This is a genomic window from Nocardiopsis sp. iso_186, assembly GCF_056173365.1.
This window is the reverse complement of the sequence record NZ_CM149670.1, coordinates 5,445,337-5,464,846: the sequence shown is the minus strand read 5'-3', so window position 1 is coordinate 5,464,846 and position 19,510 is coordinate 5,445,337. Positions and strand designations below refer to the sequence as shown.

General features: G+C 69.2%; 19 protein-coding genes and 1 pseudogene. 10 read left to right on the top strand and 10 right to left on the bottom strand.

Annotated features, from left to right (window positions below):
- Positions 1-246 precede the first annotated feature (246 nt).
- From AC0VYP_RS23875 to AC0VYP_RS23860, 4 genes are all read left to right on the top strand, one after another.
- A complete protein-coding gene (locus tag AC0VYP_RS23875) occupies positions 247-2,367 on the top strand; it encodes an SMI1/KNR4 family protein (protein WP_475471951.1) in 2,121 nt (706 codons plus the stop codon).
- Between the two features lie 201 nt (positions 2,368-2,568).
- Positions 2,569-2,829: a hypothetical protein gene (locus AC0VYP_RS23870; protein ID WP_475471950.1), complete on the top strand. Its 261-nt coding sequence runs from the start codon at positions 2,569-2,571 to the stop codon at positions 2,827-2,829.
- A gap of 21 nt (positions 2,830-2,850) precedes the next feature.
- Positions 2,851-3,345: a DUF2975 domain-containing protein gene (locus tag AC0VYP_RS23865; RefSeq protein WP_475471949.1), complete on the top strand. Its 495-nt coding sequence runs from the start codon at positions 2,851-2,853 to the stop codon at positions 3,343-3,345.
- Positions 3,345-3,575, top strand: a complete 231-nt coding sequence (locus AC0VYP_RS23860) for a helix-turn-helix domain-containing protein (RefSeq protein ID WP_475471948.1) — start codon at positions 3,345-3,347, stop codon at positions 3,573-3,575. Before AC0VYP_RS23865 ends, AC0VYP_RS23860 begins: the two co-directional genes overlap by 1 nt.
- A gap of 611 nt (positions 3,576-4,186) precedes the next feature.
- On the opposite strand, the gene AC0VYP_RS23855 is transcribed toward AC0VYP_RS23860, so the two are convergent.
- Positions 4,187-4,435, bottom strand: coding sequence for a hypothetical protein (locus AC0VYP_RS23855; RefSeq protein WP_475471947.1), 249 nt, complete (start codon positions 4,433-4,435; stop codon positions 4,187-4,189).
- 382 nt (positions 4,436-4,817) lie between these two features.
- Between AC0VYP_RS23855 and AC0VYP_RS23850 the strand changes: the two genes are divergently transcribed.
- Both AC0VYP_RS23850 and AC0VYP_RS23845 read left to right on the top strand, forming a co-directional pair.
- On the top strand, positions 4,818-5,774 hold the full coding sequence (locus tag AC0VYP_RS23850; protein WP_475471946.1) for an AraC family transcriptional regulator: 957 nt from the start codon (positions 4,818-4,820) through the stop codon (positions 5,772-5,774).
- Between the two features lie 532 nt (positions 5,775-6,306).
- Positions 6,307-6,828: a zinc-binding dehydrogenase gene (locus AC0VYP_RS23845; protein WP_285758070.1), complete on the top strand. Its 522-nt coding sequence runs from the start codon at positions 6,307-6,309 to the stop codon at positions 6,826-6,828.
- Between the two features lie 200 nt (positions 6,829-7,028).
- On the opposite strand, the gene pdxA is transcribed toward AC0VYP_RS23845, so the two are convergent.
- From pdxA to AC0VYP_RS23815, 6 genes are read right to left on the bottom strand one after another with little or no spacing between them, the layout of a single operon-like run.
- Positions 7,029-8,096, bottom strand: coding sequence for a 4-hydroxythreonine-4-phosphate dehydrogenase PdxA (gene pdxA / locus AC0VYP_RS23840; protein WP_475471945.1), 1,068 nt, complete (start codon positions 8,094-8,096; stop codon positions 7,029-7,031).
- Between the two features lie 11 nt (positions 8,097-8,107).
- A complete protein-coding gene (locus AC0VYP_RS23835) occupies positions 8,108-9,343 on the bottom strand; it encodes a four-carbon acid sugar kinase family protein (protein ID WP_475471944.1) in 1,236 nt (411 codons plus the stop codon).
- Positions 9,340-10,104 (bottom strand): HpcH/HpaI aldolase family protein, encoded by a 765-nt coding sequence (locus AC0VYP_RS23830; RefSeq protein WP_475471943.1) that lies wholly within the window; start codon positions 10,102-10,104, stop codon positions 9,340-9,342. The genes AC0VYP_RS23835 and AC0VYP_RS23830 overlap by 4 nt, the downstream gene beginning before the upstream one ends.
- A gap of 9 nt (positions 10,105-10,113) precedes the next feature.
- Entirely contained in the window at positions 10,114-11,079 is a 966-nt protein-coding gene (locus AC0VYP_RS23825; RefSeq protein WP_285758076.1) for an aldo/keto reductase, read from the bottom strand.
- Between the two features lie 12 nt (positions 11,080-11,091).
- Positions 11,092-12,042, bottom strand: coding sequence for an NAD(P)-dependent oxidoreductase (locus tag AC0VYP_RS23820; RefSeq protein ID WP_285758078.1), 951 nt, complete (start codon positions 12,040-12,042; stop codon positions 11,092-11,094).
- A 10-nt stretch (positions 12,043-12,052) separates the two neighbouring features.
- Entirely contained in the window at positions 12,053-13,465 is a 1,413-nt protein-coding gene (locus AC0VYP_RS23815; RefSeq protein ID WP_475471942.1) for an Nramp family divalent metal transporter, read from the bottom strand.
- A 274-nt stretch (positions 13,466-13,739) separates the two neighbouring features.
- Here AC0VYP_RS23815 and AC0VYP_RS23810 point away from each other — a divergent pair, with 274 nt between their 5' ends.
- On the top strand, positions 13,740-14,546 hold the full coding sequence (locus AC0VYP_RS23810; protein WP_475471941.1) for a DeoR/GlpR family DNA-binding transcription regulator: 807 nt from the start codon (positions 13,740-13,742) through the stop codon (positions 14,544-14,546).
- Positions 14,547-14,778: 232 nt separating this feature from the next.
- On the top strand, positions 14,779-16,203 hold the full coding sequence (gene gad / locus AC0VYP_RS23805; protein ID WP_475471940.1) for a glutamate decarboxylase: 1,425 nt from the start codon (positions 14,779-14,781) through the stop codon (positions 16,201-16,203).
- Between the two features lie 144 nt (positions 16,204-16,347).
- Here the strand turns inward: gad and AC0VYP_RS23800 are convergent.
- Positions 16,348-16,587: pseudogene (locus tag AC0VYP_RS23800) on the bottom strand (DUF3159 domain-containing protein); the annotation flags it as partial.
- A 71-nt stretch (positions 16,588-16,658) separates the two neighbouring features.
- Between AC0VYP_RS23800 and AC0VYP_RS23795 the strand changes: the two are divergent.
- Positions 16,659-17,012: a hypothetical protein gene (locus tag AC0VYP_RS23795; RefSeq protein ID WP_475471939.1), complete on the top strand. Its 354-nt coding sequence runs from the start codon at positions 16,659-16,661 to the stop codon at positions 17,010-17,012.
- Between the two features lie 160 nt (positions 17,013-17,172).
- Here AC0VYP_RS23795 and AC0VYP_RS23790 read toward each other — a convergent pair whose 3' ends face one another.
- A complete protein-coding gene (locus AC0VYP_RS23790) occupies positions 17,173-17,688 on the bottom strand; it encodes a PaaI family thioesterase (protein WP_285758082.1) in 516 nt (171 codons plus the stop codon).
- Positions 17,689-17,756: 68 nt separating this feature from the next.
- Between AC0VYP_RS23790 and AC0VYP_RS23785 the strand changes: the two genes are divergently transcribed.
- Positions 17,757-19,085: an aminotransferase-like domain-containing protein gene (locus AC0VYP_RS23785; protein WP_475471938.1), complete on the top strand. Its 1,329-nt coding sequence runs from the start codon at positions 17,757-17,759 to the stop codon at positions 19,083-19,085.
- A 79-nt stretch (positions 19,086-19,164) separates the two neighbouring features.
- On the opposite strand, the gene AC0VYP_RS23780 is transcribed toward AC0VYP_RS23785, so the two are convergent.
- Positions 19,165-19,437: a hypothetical protein gene (locus tag AC0VYP_RS23780; protein ID WP_475471937.1), complete on the bottom strand. Its 273-nt coding sequence runs from the start codon at positions 19,435-19,437 to the stop codon at positions 19,165-19,167.
- Positions 19,438-19,510 lie beyond the last annotated feature (73 nt).

Genomic DNA, 19,510 nt, shown 5'->3' with positions numbered 1-19,510 from the left:
CCCGTCGATCGTCGCCTACCGCGCACCGGTCCAGCGCAAGCCGTTCGACCGGGACTTCCTCGTGTCGATGATCGACGGTGTCGTGGTGCCGGCGATCCGCAACGCACGGGCCGGCCCCACGTGCCCAGGACCCAGCGGATGCGGGCCCGGGCTGAATGTCAGATCGTGCGCCTACTCTTCTGCGAATCCGGGCTTCGGCTGCCCCACAGCCGGCCCCGCCCCGGACCCCTCACCGGTTGGAGCCCAATGGAAGAGAACACGTCTGCCCTCGTCTTCCTCACCGAACAGCAGCGAGACGGAGCAGGGGAGTGGACACCGGGCCACCGGCTGAGAGTCAGGTTCGAGCCAGGCGAAGCCGTCCCGCTGGTCCAGCTCGGCTGGCGGGACCTCGCCGGCGCCGAGTCCATGATCGGGTTCGATCCCGACATGACCACCTTCACCGGTATGCGGATCGCCTCGGACGGCACGTCCTGTGCATGGCGGGGCCGGTTGGCGGGGCGGCTCCCCGACCTCCCCGGTCACCGGTTCCGGGCAGAGGGCGGGAAAGGGGGGCGGGACCTCCGACTGCTCATCGAGGACGGCGGTGCACCGGCTGTGCGGGTCAATTGGGCGGACGGGGAGGGCAGCGGCGGCTCGATCGTCCTTCGCACCGTCAACTTGGACGGGGTCGGGAACGCGGACGAGATCACCGACAAGGTGAGCGGGGTACGGGCGGGCAACGAGTACGCGGCGGCTGGCGAGATCGCCGCCAACCTGCTCGACGACGCCTCCACCAAATGGCTGTCCCGGCGCGACTCCGACTGGCTGGAGTTCACCATGGTCGAACCCGTCCACATCCGGCGATACGCCCTGGTCTCCGCCAACGACTTCTCCGACCGCGACCCCCGCGACTGGGTGCTCAAGGGGTCGGCGGACGGTCGGACCTGGGTCACGCTCGACACCTGTTCCGCCGAGTTCTTCCCCGGACGGCACCTCTCCCGTGACTTCCACATCACCGGTCCTGCCGCGGACACGCCCTACACGTACCTGAGGCTGGAGTTCACCCGCAACTGCGGTGCCTCCGAGACCCAGCTCAGCCGAGTGCGGTTCTTCTCCGCAGGTCACACCTACGAGGCGTTCGCCGGACACCGCTACGCGGCGGGGGAGTCCCCGACGCCGTACGCGGGAGTCGCGGGAGACCCGGTGACCGGCCCGCCCGCCACCGTCGAACGCTGGCGGGCCTACCTGGCCGAGTACAGCGCCGACATGCTGCGTGCCCTGGACGAGGGACAGCTCTTCGGCACCACCGACGACCAGCGCCTCGCTTCCTGGCTGGGTTATGACGGTGCCACGGAGGAGCAGATCACGGACCTGGAGAAGCGACTCGGGGCCCGGTTGCCGCCCAGCTACCGCTCGTTCCTCGCCACATCCGACGGTTGGGCGACCATGGGGGCGTTCATCTCCAACCTGCGCTCCGCCGCCACTGTCGGTTGGCTGGGCGACCTCCAGGACGAGCACGTGCTCGACGAGAAATACCTGGAACACGAGGAGCCGGCCGGGCCGGTACTGCTGGTCTCGGGTGAGGGCGACGCCCAGTACTGGTTGTTGGACGCGGGGGACGTCTCCCCCGACGGCGAGTGGGCCGCCTACGTGTGGGCCGCCTGGTACCCGGGGCTGGGGGAGCGGCACGTGTCCTTCGCGGACCTCGTGGCCGACGAACGCGCCTCGTTCGAGGAACTGAGCGCAGCAGAGGGGCGCCCGGTGCGTCCGGAGGGCGCCAGGGAGCTCCTCGCCCGGGGACGCAGGGCCGCACTGCGCGGACGGGTGGGCGACGCCTTGGACGCCTTTCGGCGCGCTGAGGAGAAAGGATCCGGTGCCGCCGCTTATCTGAAGGTGGTGCTCTCGGCCTTCCTCGATGTCCGCGGAACCCATCACAAGCTGCGCGGTCTGCTGCACCGTCCCCATGTGGTGGCCGAGATTGGCGCCGAGCAGGTCAACGCCGAGACGATTCCGCTCTTCCTGCACAGCGTCGATCCGGGCACGTCCGGCAACGCTGCCAACGCGATCCACGTTCTGGGTGAAGCCCTGCCCGGTCTCAAGGTGCCGTCGGCCGGCCAGGAGCAGGACACCTGGCTCGCCGACCACCGGTTGCCCGAACCGCCCGCCTTCGAGCGTGCCCTCGACACGGCACGGGAACTGGCGTCCGCGGGAGCAACCGATGACGCCTGGACCGTCATCCAGGAAGCCCTGGTGGGGTGGTATCCGTTGTCGCCGAACCGGATCGCCCCGGTGGTGCTGCTCACCGATCCCGCCCTCCGCCAGGTGGTCACTCCCGAACGGGCGCGTGAGGTGGTGTTCACCCCGCGGGGCGGGCGCGTGTCCGGCTGAAAGCGGGCAGTCCTCGTCGTGGTCCCTCGGTGAACCGGGCGCTGGAGCCGTGAGACAGCAGCAGGAGCACCGGTGCGAAGAACCCCACGGCCCCTCGTCAGGGCACCATGGCGAGGGGCCGGCCGTTCTGGACCCTCCCGACCGGCTTTTCGCTGTCCGGCCGGTCGCTTCGAAGCGCTGCGGCCGGCCGGGGCGCTGGGAGTGAAGCGATCGGGAGGATTGCCGTCCTGGGGCCTGGCGGGAATCGTCAAACCGCTTCGGTGCTTTGTCAACAGCGGGCCGGTGGACTCCGTGTCCGAGCCGGCCAAGAACGGTTGTGTCGAGGTGTTCGCCGTGGCCGGGCTCGTGGGACATGCCGGCATCGACGCCATCTGCCGCTACGCCCTGTCGGCCGACGCAGGCGGAGCCATCACGGTAGGGGAAGGCGTCGTCAGTCACTTCCGACCTATTGATTTTCGATAGATATCTGTTGATAATCGATATATGGATCGATACTTCGTCTTCGCCCTCCGCGCTGCCATCGCCCTGGCGATTCTGATCGGCTTCTTCGGCCAGCTCGTGGTCATCCCCGGAACGGCAGCCGGCGAGGTCAACCGGTTCCCGCCGTACGCGCCGTTCGCCGTGCCGTACATGACGGTGGCGATCATCGGGGTCGCCTGCATCCAGCTCGCCCTCCTCGCGGTGTGGATACTGCTGGACATGCTCCGACGCGATGCGCTCTTCACCTCGCAGGCATTCCGTTGGGTGGACGTCATCATCGGGTCCACGGTCGTGGCGACCCTGCTCGCGGTCGGCGTGACGGTGCACCTCCTCGTGTTCGGGGTCCCGATGCCCGACGCCATGGAGGCGATCAGCGCCTTGGGCGTCGCGGTCGTGGCAGCCGGTGTGGGCGCCTCGTTCGCGATGCTGCTCGTCCTCATGCGCGGGCTCCTGCGCAAAGCGACGGACCTGCAGACCGAGATCGCAGAGGTGGTCTGATGGCGATCATCGTCGATCTCGACCTTCAGCTCGCCCGGCGCAACATGTCGGTGGGAGAGTTCGCCGAGTCCGTCGGGATCACCCCCGCGAACATCGCCGTGTTGAAGAACGGCCGTGCCAAGGCGGTGCGGTTCACCACCCTCGACGCGATCTGTCGCACGTTGGACTGCCAGCCGGGTGATGTGCTGCGTTGGGTGCCCGACGACGATCAGGGCACCGACTCGATGTGAGCAACCTGGCCGGGGCCCATCCGGCTCCGGGGACGAACCCGAGGGGCCGGCGCGCTCGACGCGCGCCCGGGCCGAGCCGTGGAGGAAGTGTCTCGCCTGCGGGGACGGGGGTCGACACCGGGCGGACACCATTGTCGTCACCACTGCCTCCAGCGCCACCACCAGGAAGAACGGGAGAGTCGGGTGAAGGCCGTGGCCGCCCGAAGCGATGAACGGCCGCGTGGTGGGGCCGGGCCCGATGCGGTCCGCCGCGTCGTTGCCCTCGCTACTCATCGTCTCCCTCTTCGGCGGTGCCACGGTCGTATCGGGACGGCGGTGCCCGTCGTCGGAACTGCCGGACGGCGGGCGCAGCCGTCCCGATGCTGATATCTGTGGACGGCCGGTGGGCCATCCACAGCCTGTGGAGGGCGTCGTCGATGGGCGGGCGGCCGGGAACGGCGGCGGCCGCTTTCGACGACCACATCGCCTACCCGGACCAGACCCGGATGCGGGCGCCGGCGGACCGGCAGGTGCCGGACGTATCCCTCCGGGACCTTGCCAGTAACCACAGGCGTTGTTGACACTCCCGTCGGCAGTGACCCAGGTTCTCTTGCGGTCGGTACTACGTGCAATCACCGATCGCCGTGCAGGTATCGAGTGATCATGGCGACCAGCTCCTTCTCCACCCTCTCAACCTGGACGGGGTGGGGGGTTGCCATGAGCTTGTGGGTGTTCAGCTCGACCGTTCCCACAACGAGTTCCGCGGCCACGTCGAGGTCCTGCACTCGGACGTCTGGATGGCGGGCGAGCACGTCGCGCACCTGACTCACCCGTTCCGCGCCGTGCCGGTCGATCGCTTCGATCAGTTGCAGCGCAGCCATACGCCCCGACCCGCGCACATCGGCCCGATCCTGGGGACGCCCGCCTCCACAGTGCACCGCCTTGCGACCCGCCACGGTCTGCACCGGCTGCGTTGGACGGAACCGGCCCCACCGGCCAGGCCGTCCGCCGCTGCGAACACCCCCGTCCCGGCGCGCCGACCCATGTCGGCATCAAGAAGCTCGGCAATATCGCCGGCGGTGGTGGCCATCGGGCCACGTTCCTCCAGAGGGCACGGGCCGACTGGTCTGAGGGCTCGGCTTTTACCAGCAGGGCGAAAAATTTTCAATGTATGGCGTGTCCGCACGCCGTGGGGCACAATAAAACAGACATTCGATCTTGTTGAAAACTAGAGTCCAGATTAAAATTCGGGTAGAAACGAATATGATAGAGACTGTATTCAGCACTCATGATCTCCCGAAAGAAGACCGGTTCGAGTACTGGCAGTACTGTGTGGCCAGTACGCATGCCCCGCTCACTCTCAGCAGCGAGCACCGTCGAGACTTCCAGGCCTACCAGCGCACCCTCGAAATCAATGGGATCCGCGCGTGGCCCAGTGTGTTCCAGCCGGTGACGTTCAAGAGAAGTCAGCGGTTGGTCAGGCAGTCGGATCCCGAGTGCTACCACCTCAGCTTTGTTTTCCTTGGGAGCCTGGAGGGTGTTTCCGGCAATAAGAAAGTCGATGTCGGGGTTGGTGAGATCAATATTTTGGACACCTCTACCCCATTCGAGGTCGGTGCGGCCCGGGAGTGTCCTGAGCAAAGGGGAATCGGTTTGGAGATCCCTAAGAGCAGTTTGTCGATCCCGGCCAAGTACACCGATGTCCTGGTGGGAGAAAAGCTCTCGGCAAATGTGGGATACGGGGCCCTGGTCACACAATTTTTAAGAACCCTTGTCTCTGATTCGTCTGATTTCTCCCGAAGTGACGGCGATCACCTTTCCGTCGTCATGTGCGACCTCGTCTCCGGCCTGTTCGCCAAATCGGTGGAAGTGGAAGGCCGGCTGCCGGTCGAGACGCGGAAGAGGACGCTGCTGCTGGAGATCAAGCGGTTCATCGGTTTCAGGATCTGCGACCCCGGTCTGACCTTGCAGGAGGTGGCCGACGCGCACCATATATCGGTGAGCTACCTTCATCGGATTTTCGGCGCCGAAGAAATGACGGTGAGCTCGTGGATATTGAGAAAAAGACTTGAAAATGCGTACGGCGACCTCGTGGACCCCGGGCTTTCCGCTGTTCCCGTTTTTCAAATTGCCGAAAAATGGGGATTCAAGAGCGCGGCGGTCTTCAGTCGGTCTTTTCGCGACTTCTACGGGGTTTCCCCAAAGGAAGTCCGGTCCTGAAGGCCGGAGTCATTGACCGTGGATTTTCGTCGGCCCGCCGTGCTGGTGGGGCCGGCATCGCCACCAGCCGCGGCCCCCTCCCCGGCGGCCCCAGGGGAGTAGCACCATGTGCCGGATCGCTTCGGAAGGGGCGACCAGAAAGCCCCCACGGGCGGGAGACACCGAACCGGTAGTCGAGCCCGAGCGGCTGGAGAACGAGGCGGCCGACCTCGGCCATGCTCTGGAAGCGACGGCAAGAGCTTCTGCGCCCCTGCGGGTCGGACCCCTGACGAGGACCGCTGCCACTGCTCTGTGTTGACCATGTGCCGTGTCCCGGGAAGGAACGCCCATGGGACGCAGCACGGAGTCACCCTTTCCCGGGGGAGCCCCCGCGCGTGCGGGCGCGCGTTGACCCCGCCCGCTTGTCCATGGCACGACTTCCCCTTCCCCGTCACCGACGCACGAGCACGGTGCTCCGATGCCGGGCAGAGAAACTTTGCCTCCCCGCCTAACACCCGCCTTCCCCAACGACATAGGGAGGTGAGGGATCACCGTGATCGGCACGGCCGCACCGCGCCACCACGAGGCCGTGCGCGCGCTCGGCGCCACCCCCGTGGACTACCGCGAGGCGGGCATGTACGAGAAGATCCCGGCCCTCGCGCCGGACGGGGTGGACGCGGTGTTCGACCACGTCGGAGGTACGGTCCTGGTGCATTCCCGGCGTCTGCTGCGACGCGGCGGCACACTCGTCTCCTACGGCACCGCCTCGACGAAGGGCGTCGAGGGCGGCTCCCGCCTGCCCGTGCTCACGCTCTTCGGACGGCTCGCCGCGTGGAACGCGCTGCCCAACGGCCGCAGCGCCCACTTCTACAACTTCTGGGCCGGACGCCGCCGCGCCGACGCCTGCCGTGCCCTGCTGCGCGCGGACCTGACCGAGGTACTGCGGCTCCTTGCAGCGGGAGTCCTGGCGCTGCGGATCGCCGCCCGCATCCCGCTCTCGGATGCCGCGGCGGCATTGGCGCTGGCCGAGTCCCGCACCGTCGTCGGCAAGGTCGTGATCGTCCCCGACGCGTGAGACCCGGATCGGGCTCCCCGCCCGCGTGCGCATCATCGCCTGGGCGCGGTATCCGCGCAGCCCTCTCCACCGGACCTGCTCCTCCGGTCACCCCGGCCCGTTCCGGGCCCTGGTACCGGCCGGCATGACGAACCGTTGACCCGCCGGGGGCGCAAACGTCCGTCCCGGCCGTCTCCACCCCCGATGATCGTGGCCCCGGGTCAGACCGCGGCCTCGTCGGCTGCCCCCCGGGCGGTGCTGCGCGCGGCTTCCCACACGTGGTGCCAACCGGGTGCGAGTTCCGCGGCCCGCTCGATCGCGAGCACGAGGGACGCCTCACGGGCGATCCCCTGACCGGCGATGTCGAAGGCCGTCCCGTGGTTGACCGACACGCGGACGACCGGCAGGCCGACCGTGATGTTCACGCCGTCGTCGCCGTACACCGCCTTGAACGGTGCGTGCCCCTGGTCGTGGTAGCAGGCGATCACGAGGTTCCAGCGGCCGCGAACCGCCTGCGGGATGAGGGCGTCGGCGGCGATCGGCCCGTGGGCGTCGATCCCCGCCGCGCGGGCGCGCTCCACCGCGGGGGCGAGCACGTCGGCGTCCTCGTTGCCGAAGAGCCGGTTCTCCCCCGCGTGCGGGTTGAGGCCCGCCAACCCGATCCGGGCGTCCTCGTCGCCCAGGGCGCGGGAGAAGGCCGAGGCCAGGAGAAGCACCTGGTCCGTACGCTTCGGGGTGATGTCCTCGATGGCCTGGCGCAGCGACACGTGCGTGGTGAGGTGGAACAGGTAGAGGTCCCCGGCGCCGAGCACGAGCGAGTAGTTGTTGACGCCGAACTCCTGGGCGAGCAGCTCGGTGTGGCCCGGGTAGGGGTGGCCGCCGAGGTGCATGGCCGCCTTGTTGAGCGGGGGAGTGACGATTCCGTCCACCGCGCCCTTCTTGGCGAGCGCGCAGGCCTCCACGACGTACCGGTAGGCGCCGTCGCCCGCGGTCGCGGACAGCTCGCCGAGGGGGACCTCGCTGAGGTCCGTGCCGGTCTGGACGATCTCGATCGTCCCTGGGTCGTTGGCCGCCTCGCGTGGATCGGCGATCACGCGGACCGTGTCGGGATCGAGACCGACGATCTCGACGCCGCGACGCATCGCCGCGGCGTCGCCGACGACGACGGGGATGCAGCGCCCGCGCAACCCGGGGTGCTCCAACAGGGTGCGCGCGAGGATCTCGGGGCCGATGCCCGCCACGTCACCGAGGGTGACGGCCAGGCGGGGAAGCTGGGTCGGTGCGGTCATGCGGTTGTCTCCTATCGGTGGGAGGAATCGGCGAAAAGCGTCGTGAACAGGTCGGTACCGCCGAACCCTCCGGCTTTCGTCCAGACGACGAGCCCGGGTACGAGCCCGTCGTCGAGCACGAGGATCGGCATGCCCTCGTCGATCGCGCCGAGGACGCGCGCCGCCGACGCGCCGAGGCCGGCGAGCACGGTGTGCGCGCCGTCGCCGCCGACAAGTCCGACGACGCGCGGTGCGCGGTCTGCGATCGCGCCCGCGACCGCCTCTCCCAGCCGCTGCGCGATATCGCGGGCCCCGGGGCCGCTGTCGGCCCCGTCCCGCTGCCGTGGTGTCGTCAGGACCAGGCATCTGCGGGGCGGCCCGGCGGCCTCCCCGAGGAGCCGGGCGAGGACGGCGGGATCCGGGACGCGGTCCGCAGGGAGTTCGTGCACCTCGGCGGCGCCGTGCGTCGCGGCGTGGTGGATCTGTCCGCTGCTGACGGGGTGCAGCGAGGTCACGAACACGAGGTCGGTCGGCGCAGGAAGCCGCGCCCGCCCGCCCCCCGACGCCGGTGCGGGGTTCCAGGCGCGGCCGAGCGAGCCCGCCAGCCCGGCGGAGCCCACCGGCAGGATCCGCGGGCCCGCATCGCGGACCGCAGCGGCGATCGCGTCGAGTTCTCCGCGCGTGCGCGCATCGACCACGGCGATGTCGCCCGGTTCGAGGCCGGCGATCTCGTCGGTGCGTGCGCGACGGCCGCCCGTGAGGGCGGTCAGGTCGTCGGTCGTCAGCGGGGTGACGGGGTCGCGTCCGGCCGCTCCACCGGTGGCTGGACCGCCGTTGACCCGCAAAGAGCCGTTGACGACGGTGCGTCCCGCCTCCGGGTAGGCGGGGCAGACCACGGCCGCGGCGGGGACGGCCTCACCCCAGGCGTCGAGCGCGCCGCGGACCTGGGCCCCGAGCGATCCGCGCCCGGTCGAGTCGATCTTGAGGTAGACGCGGTCGCCCGCCGTGGCCATGGCCGCGCGCACGGCTCGGGCGGTCGTGGTCCGGGCCGTCCCCCGATCCGCGGCGCGCACGTCGGTGGAGCGGGCCACGATCCGCGGGGACGCGGGGTCCGGACGGGGAGGGGCCTCGCCGCTGAGCAGGAGGGTCGCCTCCCATCCCGTCCGGACGAATTGGAGCGCGCTGTCCCCGGCCCCCGTCATGTCATCGGCGATCACGGACACGGCGCGGACGGTCGCCGCAGCGGGGCGCCGCATCGTCGCGCTCATCCCCGTGCGTCGCCGAGGTGGCCGCGCGCGACCGCCTCGAGGTGGGTGAGCTCGGACGCGATCGTCACCATCCGGAACCCGGCGTCCAAACGGCGACGCGCTGTTGCTCCGTCGGGTGTGTGGATGGCCGGGACGATCCCTGCGGCGGCAGCGGCGTCACGGGTACGCGTGACGGCCTCCTCGAGCGCGTTGACCGATTCCGGGTCGCCGGGGTAGGCGCCGCCGACGGCGAGCATGAGGTCGGAGGGGCCGATGTAGAGGCCGTCGACCCCGTTGACGGCGGCGATCTCCTCGACGTTGCGCAGCCCTTCCTCGGTCTCGATCATGACGAGCAGGAGGGTCTGGGCGTTGGCGTCCTGAGGCTTGGGACCCACCCGCAGCCCGGAACGCATCGGCCCGTAGGAGCGGATGCCGCGGCCGGGGTAGCGGGCGGCGCGCACGGCTGCCTCGGCCTCCTCGGCGTTGTTGACCAGCGGCACGATGACACCGAGCGCACCCGCGTCGAGAGCCTGCCCGATGACGGTGGGATCGTTCGCGGCCACGCGCACGATCCCCGCCGGTCCGTGGGCGGCATCGATGGCCATGAGGTTGCGCAGGACGCCGTCGTAGCCCATGAGGCCGTGCTGGGCGTCGATGCCGATGTAGTCGTACCCGGTCCTCGCGACCCGTTCGGTGGAGACGGGCGAGTCGAGCACGGCCCAGTATCCGACGGCGGTCCCGCCGGCTTTGAGGTCCTCGATGACGGTGGAGGCGTGGTGCATGTGTGCTCCTCAGCGGTTGTAGGCGGGCATCGGGCCGTGCAGTTCCTCCCCGACCGCGTCGCAGGCCGCGACGGTGTCGTCGTCCAACGGGCCGCGAGCGATGACGGCGAGGTTGTCGGAGATCTGTTCGGGACGGGAGCCGCCGACGAGCACCGAGTCCGTGACGGGTTTGGACAGCAGCCACCGCAGCGACAGCTCGATGAGCGAGATCCCGGCTCCGGCGGCGATGTCGGTGAGTGAGCGGATCGCCTCGAACAGCCGGGCGTTCCAGTAGCGTTCGGTGTACATTCCCGCCAGGCGCGAGTCACCGAACCGGCCGCTGTCGGGGCGTTCCTCGAAGCGGTGCCGCCCGACGAGCAGCCCGCCTCCGAGGGGGTTGTAGACCATCGTGTGCAGGCCGGCGGTCCGTGCGAACTCGGCGTACTCGTTCTCGATGCGCCGGGCGACGAGGTTGTACAGCTGCTGGGCGACGACGGGGCGGTCGATGCCGAGCCGGTCGGCGGTGGCGTTCATCTCCGCGACCTGCCAGGCGGCGTAGTTGGAGACGCCGTAGGCGCCGATGCGGCCCTCGGAGAGGAGCCCGCCAACGGTTTCGAGGGTCTCCTCGACGGGCGTTGACCGGTCCGGTTGGTGCAGGTAGAACAGGTCCACCTTGTCCATGCCCAGCCGCCGGAGGCTGCCTTCCAACGAGCGGTGGATCCCTTCCCGGGAGAGCAGGGCGGCGTCGCCGGCGTCGTCGTGGGGCATGCCCGCCTTGGTCGCGACGAGGAAGCGGCCTTCGTGCCCGGTGAGGACGCGGCCGAGGATCTCCTCGGTGCGGCCGGCGGCGTAGGCGTTGGCCGTGTCGATCATCCGCACGCCCGCGTTCGCGGACAGGTCGATGATCCGCGCGGCCGTCGCCTCGTCCACGGTGTCGCCGAAAGTCATCGTGCCCAGCACGGCTCCGCCGATTCGGGTGGGAAGTGGGGTGCTCATGGCGTGGCCTTCCTAGTGCGAGGAGGTCGGTACGGGATGGTCGGGGCGCTCGCCCGCCAGGACGCTCAGGACGTCGCGGGCGACGGATACGCCCATCGACCTGTTCGCGAGGTCGGTCTGCGCACCGATGTGCGGGGTCAGGATCAGTCGAGGGGCGTTTCGGAGCGGGCTCGACTCCGGCAGGGGCTCCACCGCGAGGGCGTCGAGCGCGGCACCGCCGAGGTGGCCGCTGTGCAGGAGCTCGGCGAGGGCGTCCTCGTCGATCAGGTCGCCGCGGGCGGCATTGATGACCAGGGCCCCGGGCCTGAGTCCTTCGAGCGCGGCGCGGTCGAGGATCCGCTCGCCGCCGCCGGGCATGTGCAGCGTGACGATGTCGGCGAGGGCGAGCGCCTCCTCGCGTCCGACACCGCGGACCCCGTCACCGAGGTCCTCTTCGCCGACATAGGGGTCGAACGCGACGACCTCCATGCCGAAGGCGCGGGCGCGCGCCGCGACGGCCCGGCCGATGCGGCCGTATCCCATGACGGCCAGGGTCTTGCCGGCCAACTCCAGGCCCGGGAACCTCCGCCATTGCCCGGCCAGGCACGAGGCGTGCGCCGCTACCAGGTCGCGGGCGGCGGCCAGGATGAGTCCGAGCGTGAGGTCGGCGACGCCGCCGCTGTTGGAGCCAGGGGCGTGGACCACCTCGATGCCCGCCGCCCGGGCGGCCGCCACGTCGATGTTGTCGTAGCCGACACCGTGCTTGGCGACCACGCGCAGGCCCCCGACGGTCAGTGCGGGGCCCCGCACGTCGTCCAGGCCCACGATCATCGCCTGGCATCCGGCGGCCTCGGCAGCCAGTGTCGCGGCGTCCAGGGGGTGCGGTGCGGTGGGGCGGACGATCGTTGCCCCCGCCTCGCGCAGGACGCGCCAGGGATCGTCGGACTGGGCCCCGAAGCTCGGAGTGGTGACCAGGACTCGCATCTCTTCCCAACTATCCGATCGTGAAGCCGAAGATCGTCGCCACGGAGTAGATCCCCAGGGCGCCGATCGCGATGCTGGAGATGACCAGGGCGGTCGTCCAGACGGGGCTGAGCCGGAAACGGCGGTTGACCTGGCGGCGCAGCACCCACACCGCGATCACGACGGCCACGAGGAAGAGCCCGGAGGCGACGCCACCGATCATCACCATGACGACGGGCGATTGGATGAGCAGGAAGCTCAGTGCCCACACGATGGGGTAGCACACGGTGAGGGTGCGGATGATCCGTTCGCGGACCTTGACGTTCGTCCAGTCGAACACGCCGAGGATTCCCAGAGTGTTGGTCCACAGCCGCGGCACGGAGGCGGTCGAGGCGACGAACGTTGACCACAGCACCGCGAACGCGCCGAGGAGGAACGCCCACTGGGCCCACGAACCGAGGACGTCGGTGTACATCCGCGAGAGCGTGGTGATCATGTCGTTGCCCTGCGGCACCAGGCCCTGCGGGTGCAGGACGGCGGCGCCGATCAGGTAGAACGACAGCGTGCAGACCGTGCAGATCACCCAGGAGACGAAGGCGTCCAGACGCATCACCCTGATCCAGCCCTCGGCGCGCTGCGCGCGCTCCTCGGACCCGTCGTCGGGTCCGGTCCAGCGGCCGTACCCCTTCTCCAGGACCCAGTAGGTGTAGGTGGTCATCTCGTCGGAGCCCACCCCGGTGAGGCCGAACATGGCGACCGCTAGGCCGATCGCGCCGACGGGGAGGGCGAAGCTCAGGCCGCCGAGGAGGTCGCCGCCGGTGTAGGCGAAGGGGGTCAACGGCAGGCCCAGCGCGAGCGCGACCGTGACGAGGGTGAACACGACCACGGAGGCGAAGGCGACGCGCTCGACCACGGAGTACTTGCCCGTGATGAGGAGTGCGACCGTGGCGACGAGCGTCACGAGCGTCCAGAACGCGAGCGAGGGGAAGCTGAGGGGGTCTCCCAGTACGGGGAACATGATCGACAGGCAGGCGGCCGCGCCGCCGATGATGCCGCCGCGTTGCAGGATCTTCGCGAAGTCCATGACGATCCACAGCAGGGTGATCCAGCTGCCGCGTCGGGTCTTCGGCGCGATCTGCGCGTACCCCTCCAGGGCGGGTTTGCCGCTGAGGATCGTCCAGGTGGCGAGTTCGACCTGGACCCACACCTTGATCGCCGTCGAGATGACGACGAGCCACAGGAGGACGAATCCCGCCTGGGCACCCAGGCCCGTGGTCGTGATGAGTTCGCCCGAACCGATCACGGCGGCCGAGATGATGAGCCCCGGTCCGAGGTAGCGCAACCGGCCGCGCAACGTGCGTGGAGGTTCGAGGGCGTGCTCCTTGCGCAGGGCGTAGGGATCGAATCGTTCGTGCTCTGCGCGAGGCGATGCGTTCGCGACCAAGACAGCCTCCTTAAACGCGCGTTAACCCGGTGGCAACACACGGGAACGGTACTGTGATTGCGCACACTACGCAATAGACTCGCTCGTTTTGCGCAGAGGGAAAGGGTCTGTTCACGAGTGATTCCCTTGTGGATGCGCACTTCGCGCAACTCCGTTCGTTCTTCCAGCATCGCCTGATGGGCGGATGGCTGAACGGCGCACCCGCGCCGTGTCGCGTCGCGCGGGGAGGAACGACGCGGTGCGCGGACCGCGCAGCGGGATAGCATCGGGTGCCATGAACACTCCGGTACCCGCCGGTCGCCGACGCGAGGCGATCTACGAACAGGCCACGACGGTAGGGCTTGCTTCGGTGGAGGAGTTGTCCGCCCGGTTCGGCGTGACCCCGTTGACGATTCGCCGCGACCTCGCCTCCCTGCACCGGGAGGGAAGGCTGGCGCGCACGTACGGGGGCGCGATCCCCGTGGGCGTGCACCCCGAGACGTCGCTACGGGAGAGGCTCGGCCGGGCCCATCTGGAGAAGTCGGCGATCGGACGCCGCGCGGCGCTTCTCGTCGAGGACGGTGAAGTGCTCATGCTCGACGGGGGATCCACCGTGCTCGCCCTCGCCAGGGCGCTCCGGAACCGATCGCTCCTCACGGTCGTCTCGACCGCGTTGAAGACCCTGGAGACCCTGTCGAACGCCCCGGGGATCACCGTCGAATGCATCGGCGGGCGCCTGCGCGATGTCAGCGGCAGCATGGTCGGCCCGATCGCTGAGGCGGCGCTGGAACGCATGACGTTCGACCGCGTTTTCCTGGGGGCGGACGGAGTCGATCCGCACCTGGGCATCTGCGAGGCGGGCCGGGACCAGGCCCGCCTCAAGGAGTTGATGATCCGCGCCTCCGGCGAGGTGGTGGTCCTGGCCGATTCCTCGAAGATCGGTGCGGCCCCCTTCCACGCCTGGACACAGCTGGGGACCGGCTGGACCCTCGTGACGGACGACGGGGTGGACGAGGCGCAGTTGAAAGCGTTTCGCGAGCAGGACGTCACGATCCACATCGCACCGTCCGAGTCCGAGGCCGAGCCCGGGAGCGAGTCCTGAGGAGCCGGTTCCCGACAGCCGACCGGGACCGCGGGACCGCGGACACGTATTCCTCGCAGTGACCCGGTTCCCACCGGATGCTGTCCGGGGCGACCGCCCCTGGTTCTGTCGGCCCGGGTAGACGGCTGGAGGTACGGCGGGGCGTCAACCACCGTTGCCGCCGGGCCGATTGCCCTGGGACACGAGGGGGCGAACGACCCCGATCCGCAGGTCGGCGGGGTAATAATGCCTCATGACGACTAGCCAGGACCCGGCCGGTGCGCCCGAGGAGTTCGACGACGAATTCGCGTCCTCCCCGATGTTGAGCCACGCACCCAAGTCGCGGTTCCCTTCGGCGGAGAACGACCCGAGGCAGATCTACCAGTTCGTGCACGACGAGCTGATGCTCGACGGCGTGGCGAGGATGAACCTCGCCACCTTCTGCACCACCTGGGTCGAACCGGAGGTCCGGCAGCTCATGTCCGACTCCATCGACAAGAACATCGTCAACAAGGACGAGTACCCGCAGACCGCGGAGCTGGAGACGCGCTGTGTCAGCATGCTGGCCGAGCTCTTCCACGCGCCCAGCCCGACGGCCACCCTGGGGACGTCCACGACGGGCTCCAGCGAGGCGGCGATGCTCAGCGGCCTGGCTGCCAAGTGGCGTTGGCGCAAACAGCGCGCAGCCCTCGGCAAGGACGTCTCACGTCCCAACTTCGTCTGCGGACCGGTCCAGGTGTGCTGGGAGAAGTTCGGGCGGTACTTCGACGTCGAGATCCGGCAGGTGCCGATGGGGCCGGGGCACGTCATGACGCCCGACGAGGCGATCGCCCGATGCGACGAGAACACGATCGCCGTCGTCGCGACGTTCGGCCAGACCTTCACGGGGAAGTTCGAGGACGTCGAAGGGATCAGCCGCGCTCTGGACGATCTCCAGGGCCGTACGGGCCTCGATATCCCGATCCACGTCAACGCCGCCAGCGGTGCCTTCGTCGCGCCGTTCTGTGCCCCCCAGCTGTGCTGGGACTTCCGGTTGCCGAGGGTCAAGTCGATCAACGCCTCGGGGCACAAGACCGGGCTGGCGCCACTGGGCAGCGGATGGGCGATCTGGCGGGAGAAGGAGGACCTTCCCGAGGAGCTGATCTTCGACGTCAACTACCTCGGCGGCCAGATGCCGAGCTTCAACCTGAACTTCTCGCGCCCGGGAGGCCAGGTGGTGTGCTCGTACTACAACTTCTTCCGCCTGGGTCGGCAGGGCTACACCAAAGTCCAGTCCGCCACCTACGCCGTCGCGCGGCATCTCGCCCGAGGGGTGGCCGACATCGAGGAGTTTGAGATCCTCTTCGACGCCGATCCCCTGCGCGGCATTCCGGCCATCACGTGGACACTTGCGGACCGGGACGCGCCGTACAGCCTCTTCGACGTGGCCGAGGAGCTGCGCACCCGTGGGTGGCTCGTACCCGCCTACACGCTTCCTCCCGGACAGCAGGACGTCGCGGTGCAGCGCATCATCGTGCGACACGGCCTCAGCCTCGACATGGCCGACATGGTGCTGGCGGACATCGTCCAGGCGGTGGCGAAGCTCGCCGCCCGGCCGCCCGCCCGCAAGCTCGTCGCCGCGGAAGCACCCAGCTTCAATCACGACGCCGTCCCCGTGGTGCCGGATTCGATGGTCTGAGCGTGCGTGGACCCGCCCCCGGCCGGTGCCCCGGTGACTCTGGGCGTGCGCCGCGGCCTTGGCGCTGTCGGACGTGACGAGGCGCTCGGCGGAGCGGCGGAACGCCCAGATGACGACCAGGGCGACCAGTGCCGTCAGCGGAAAGCCCAACACGACATCGGAGAAGGCCGGCCCGCTGGTGGAACCGGCGAGGTGGAGCCATTCCCGCACGACGAAACGCGCGGCGAACATGGCCGTGACCGCGAGGGTGGCGATGTCGTGGGCACGTAGCGAAGGGGCGTCCTGGCGCCAGGCATGCTTGCCGCCGTGGACGGCGTTCCAGATGACGCCGGTCAGCGGCCGGCGCACGACCACCGAGGCCAGCGTGCCCAGGCCCGCTGCCAGGGCGGCCCAGATCCAGATGAGGAAGAAGTCGTTGGCCGATCCGGTCCAGGCGGCTAGGCCCCCCGGCGGCGGTGACGCCGATCACCCCGCCCATGGCCGCGGAGACGCCCTCTCCGCGCCGCATCCGGAACACGGCCGGCGCCGACGCGACGGTGATCGCGATCCCGACCGTGACCGGCAGCGGGAGGAAGGAGATGGCGACCGGCACGGTCGTGGTCGGCTTCGGTCATCGCGTCCTCCCGGGGTCGGGTGAAGCAGTGGTGCGCAAAGCGGTGCGAACGTGGCCGGTCGTGGTCGTCTCGTCCGGCGAACTCGACTCTGGGAAGGCCATGTCGTTCCTTTCGTTCGGACTCGGCGACTCGTTGCGGTCTGCGTCCAGGGAAAGACCGTGCCGTTACGGCGTGCTCAACCCGCTGTTGATGTGATGCGGGCCACCACGAATGCTGTATCAGGTCCTTGTCGCCCCCGGTGCCCCGGATGATGTGCGGGGCACGGTCGTGGTTCGCCGGAGGTCGGGGCGGTGTCGGGGCGGGCGTCGACGGTCCCGGACGACCCCGACCGCCGCGGGTCCTGCCCACCGGCCCCTCATCGCCCGGTGGCTTTGTCGCCGGACAATGTCATGACCGTGCTGGAGACCGTCGCGACGGTCGTGCCGTCCGCGCGGATGATGTCACAGGCGTAATGGGTGATGGTGCGGCCCGAATGGGTCGGACGGGCGCGTGCGAGCAGTTCGCCCGTCCAGACCGGCCGTAGGAAGGTCGCCCTGAGATCGATACTGGTGAACGACTGGCCCGGCCCGATGAGCGTCGAGCGGGCGGTGCCGATCGCCGCGTCGGCCAACTCGACCAGGAAACCGCCGTGGACCGTGCCCTGCTGGTTGCCGTGCAGTTTGGTGTCGGCGCGGACGCGCAAGGTGGCGCTCCCCGCTCCCACCTCCACGATCTCGAAGCGGAGCAACTGGGAGATCGCCGTCGGATAGCGCATGTGGGTGCGCTGCTCCGGACGCAGGGTGCCGGACACCGCCCTTTGCAGATAGGCCAGAACCGGCAGTTCCTCCCCCCGGGGCTCAGGGGCGTTCGCGTCAACTTCGTCTCGATCCATGGCGTCACGCTAGTGACTGATCTCAGTACAATCACCTTAATGTCCTAGATACAAGTTGGCGGAGAACGGTGAGGCAGCCTCGGTACAAGGCGATCGTCAACCGGTTCGCTGCGGCGATTCGCAGCGGACGGCTGGCCGCTGGATCACGCATGCCCACCCACAGGGAACTCGCCCGCGACCACGGCATCGCCCTGGCGACCGCAACGCGTGTCTACACAGAACTGGCCGAAGCCGGGCTCGTGGTCGGAGAACCGGGGCGGGGGACGTTCGTCCGCGAGCAGTTCGGCTACGACGGGGTCGAGCCGCAGCGCGTCGCGCACGGGAACCGGGTCGCCGACCTGGCCTTCAACCAACCTCTTGATCCGGGCCAGGCGGACGACCTCCGCGACAGGCTGCGCGAGTTGGCCGCGACGGGAGACATCGAGACGCTTCTCGTCCAACACCCGCCAGGGGGCCGCAGCACCGACCGAGCCGTCGTCGCGACGCACCTCCTCGATGCCGGCATAGACGTCGCCCCGGAGAACGTGTTGCTGACCGGCGGGGCACAGCACGGACTCGACACCGTGCTCAGGGCCCTCGCCCGCCCCGGTGACGTGATCGCGGTCAACGAACTCACCTACCCGGGCATCAAGCTCATCGCCGACGTCCAAGGGATCGAACTCGCGGCCGTGCGGCACACCGACCGCGGCATGAGCCTCGGATCGCTGGAGAAACTGTGTCGCGAGCGCAGTGTCAAGGCGGTCTACACCATGCCGACACTGCACAATCCGCTCGGCAGCGTCATGGGCGCCGATGACCGTTCACGGATGGCAGCCGTTGCCCGCCGGTACGACACGTTCCTGATCGAAGACGCCACCTACGCGTTCCTCGCGCCCGATGCTCCCGCCCCCTTGTACGCAGTCGCTCCGGAACGAACCGTCTATGTCGCGAGCCTGTCGAAGAACCTCGCGACTGGTCTGCGTTTCGGTTTTCTCGTCGCGCCGACCGCGCACCGCCACCGCTTGGTCCGTACCCTGAAAGCCTCCAGCTGGGGAACGCCTCCGATCATTGCCGCCCTGGCTGTCGCCTGGCTCCGCAGCGGCGCGATCACCAGGTGGACACACCAGCGGCGGATCGACGCCCGGAGCCGCCAGCACGTCGCGGCACGCGTGTTCTCCGGCCTCGACTACCGGGCCCATCCGGCGGCCTATTTCGGCTGGCTGCGCTTATCGTCCGGGATCCGAGCCGTGCAGATGGAGCGCACGCTTGCCGCGCAGGGCATCCTCGTCTCCACGGCCGACGAGTTCTCGGTAAGGCCCCATCCGCCGGCCGCTCTCCGGATCTCGCTCTCGGGCACACCCACCCTGGCGACCCTGGAGCGGGTTCTGGAAACGATCCGTACCGAGCTGCCCCCCTGAGCCCCGGGGCGCCGCGTCCACCCGGATCCGCCCGATCGGCGTTCCCGCCGTGTCCGAACCGTCGGGGCGCACCCTGCGATCAGCGAGGATCCTGCCCGGAGACCGGCCCGCGAGCGCCGTCGCCGTGCCTCCACGGTCCTTGGCAGGCCACGTCGATCGCCTCCTGTGTGCGACCGTCCTCCAACAGCCAGACGATCACGTGGAGTTGCTCGCGGTACGCGCGCTCCGCCGATGCCACGGGAAAAGGGCCCCAGACCCTGGCCGCCTCCGAGGCCTCTTCGCCGGCCCGCAGTCCGGGCAGACGCAGCAGCGTTCGTACGCACTGCCGGACACGACTGCGTCTGGTTGCCATCAGTCGCTCCCATCTGCTTTGTTGGCCTTCGGGGATTCGGAAGCCTTGAAGCGAATCTAGGCCGAGAAAGGCG

Excerpts from the sequence above, each read along its gene's own strand:
- AC0VYP_RS23875 (WP_475471951.1), top strand. The coding sequence starts at position 247 with ATGGAAGAGAACACGTCTGCCCTCGTCTTCCTCACCGAACAGCAGCGA.
- AC0VYP_RS23865 (WP_475471949.1), top strand. The coding sequence starts at position 2,851 with ATGGATCGATACTTCGTCTTCGCCCTCCGCGCTGCCATCGCCCTGGCG.
- AC0VYP_RS23860 (WP_475471948.1), top strand. The coding sequence starts at position 3,345 with ATGGCGATCATCGTCGATCTCGACCTTCAGCTCGCCCGGCGCAACATG.
- AC0VYP_RS23855 (WP_475471947.1), bottom strand. The coding sequence starts at position 4,435 with ATGGCTGCGCTGCAACTGATCGAAGCGATCGACCGGCACGGCGCGGAA.
- AC0VYP_RS23850 (WP_475471946.1), top strand. The coding sequence starts at position 4,818 with ATGATAGAGACTGTATTCAGCACTCATGATCTCCCGAAAGAAGACCGG.
- pdxA (WP_475471945.1), bottom strand. The coding sequence starts at position 8,096 with ATGACCGCACCGACCCAGCTTCCCCGCCTGGCCGTCACCCTCGGTGAC.
- AC0VYP_RS23835 (WP_475471944.1), bottom strand. The coding sequence starts at position 9,343 with ATGAGCGCGACGATGCGGCGCCCCGCTGCGGCGACCGTCCGCGCCGTG.
- AC0VYP_RS23830 (WP_475471943.1), bottom strand. The coding sequence starts at position 10,104 with ATGCACCACGCCTCCACCGTCATCGAGGACCTCAAAGCCGGCGGGACC.
- AC0VYP_RS23825 (WP_285758076.1), bottom strand. The coding sequence starts at position 11,079 with ATGAGCACCCCACTTCCCACCCGAATCGGCGGAGCCGTGCTGGGCACG.
- AC0VYP_RS23820 (WP_285758078.1), bottom strand. The coding sequence starts at position 12,042 with ATGCGAGTCCTGGTCACCACTCCGAGCTTCGGGGCCCAGTCCGACGAT.
- AC0VYP_RS23810 (WP_475471941.1), top strand. The coding sequence starts at position 13,740 with ATGAACACTCCGGTACCCGCCGGTCGCCGACGCGAGGCGATCTACGAA.
- gad (WP_475471940.1), top strand. The coding sequence starts at position 14,779 with ATGACGACTAGCCAGGACCCGGCCGGTGCGCCCGAGGAGTTCGACGAC.
- AC0VYP_RS23790 (WP_285758082.1), bottom strand. The coding sequence starts at position 17,688 with ATGGATCGAGACGAAGTTGACGCGAACGCCCCTGAGCCCCGGGGGGAG.
- AC0VYP_RS23780 (WP_475471937.1), bottom strand. The coding sequence starts at position 19,437 with ATGGCAACCAGACGCAGTCGTGTCCGGCAGTGCGTACGAACGCTGCTG.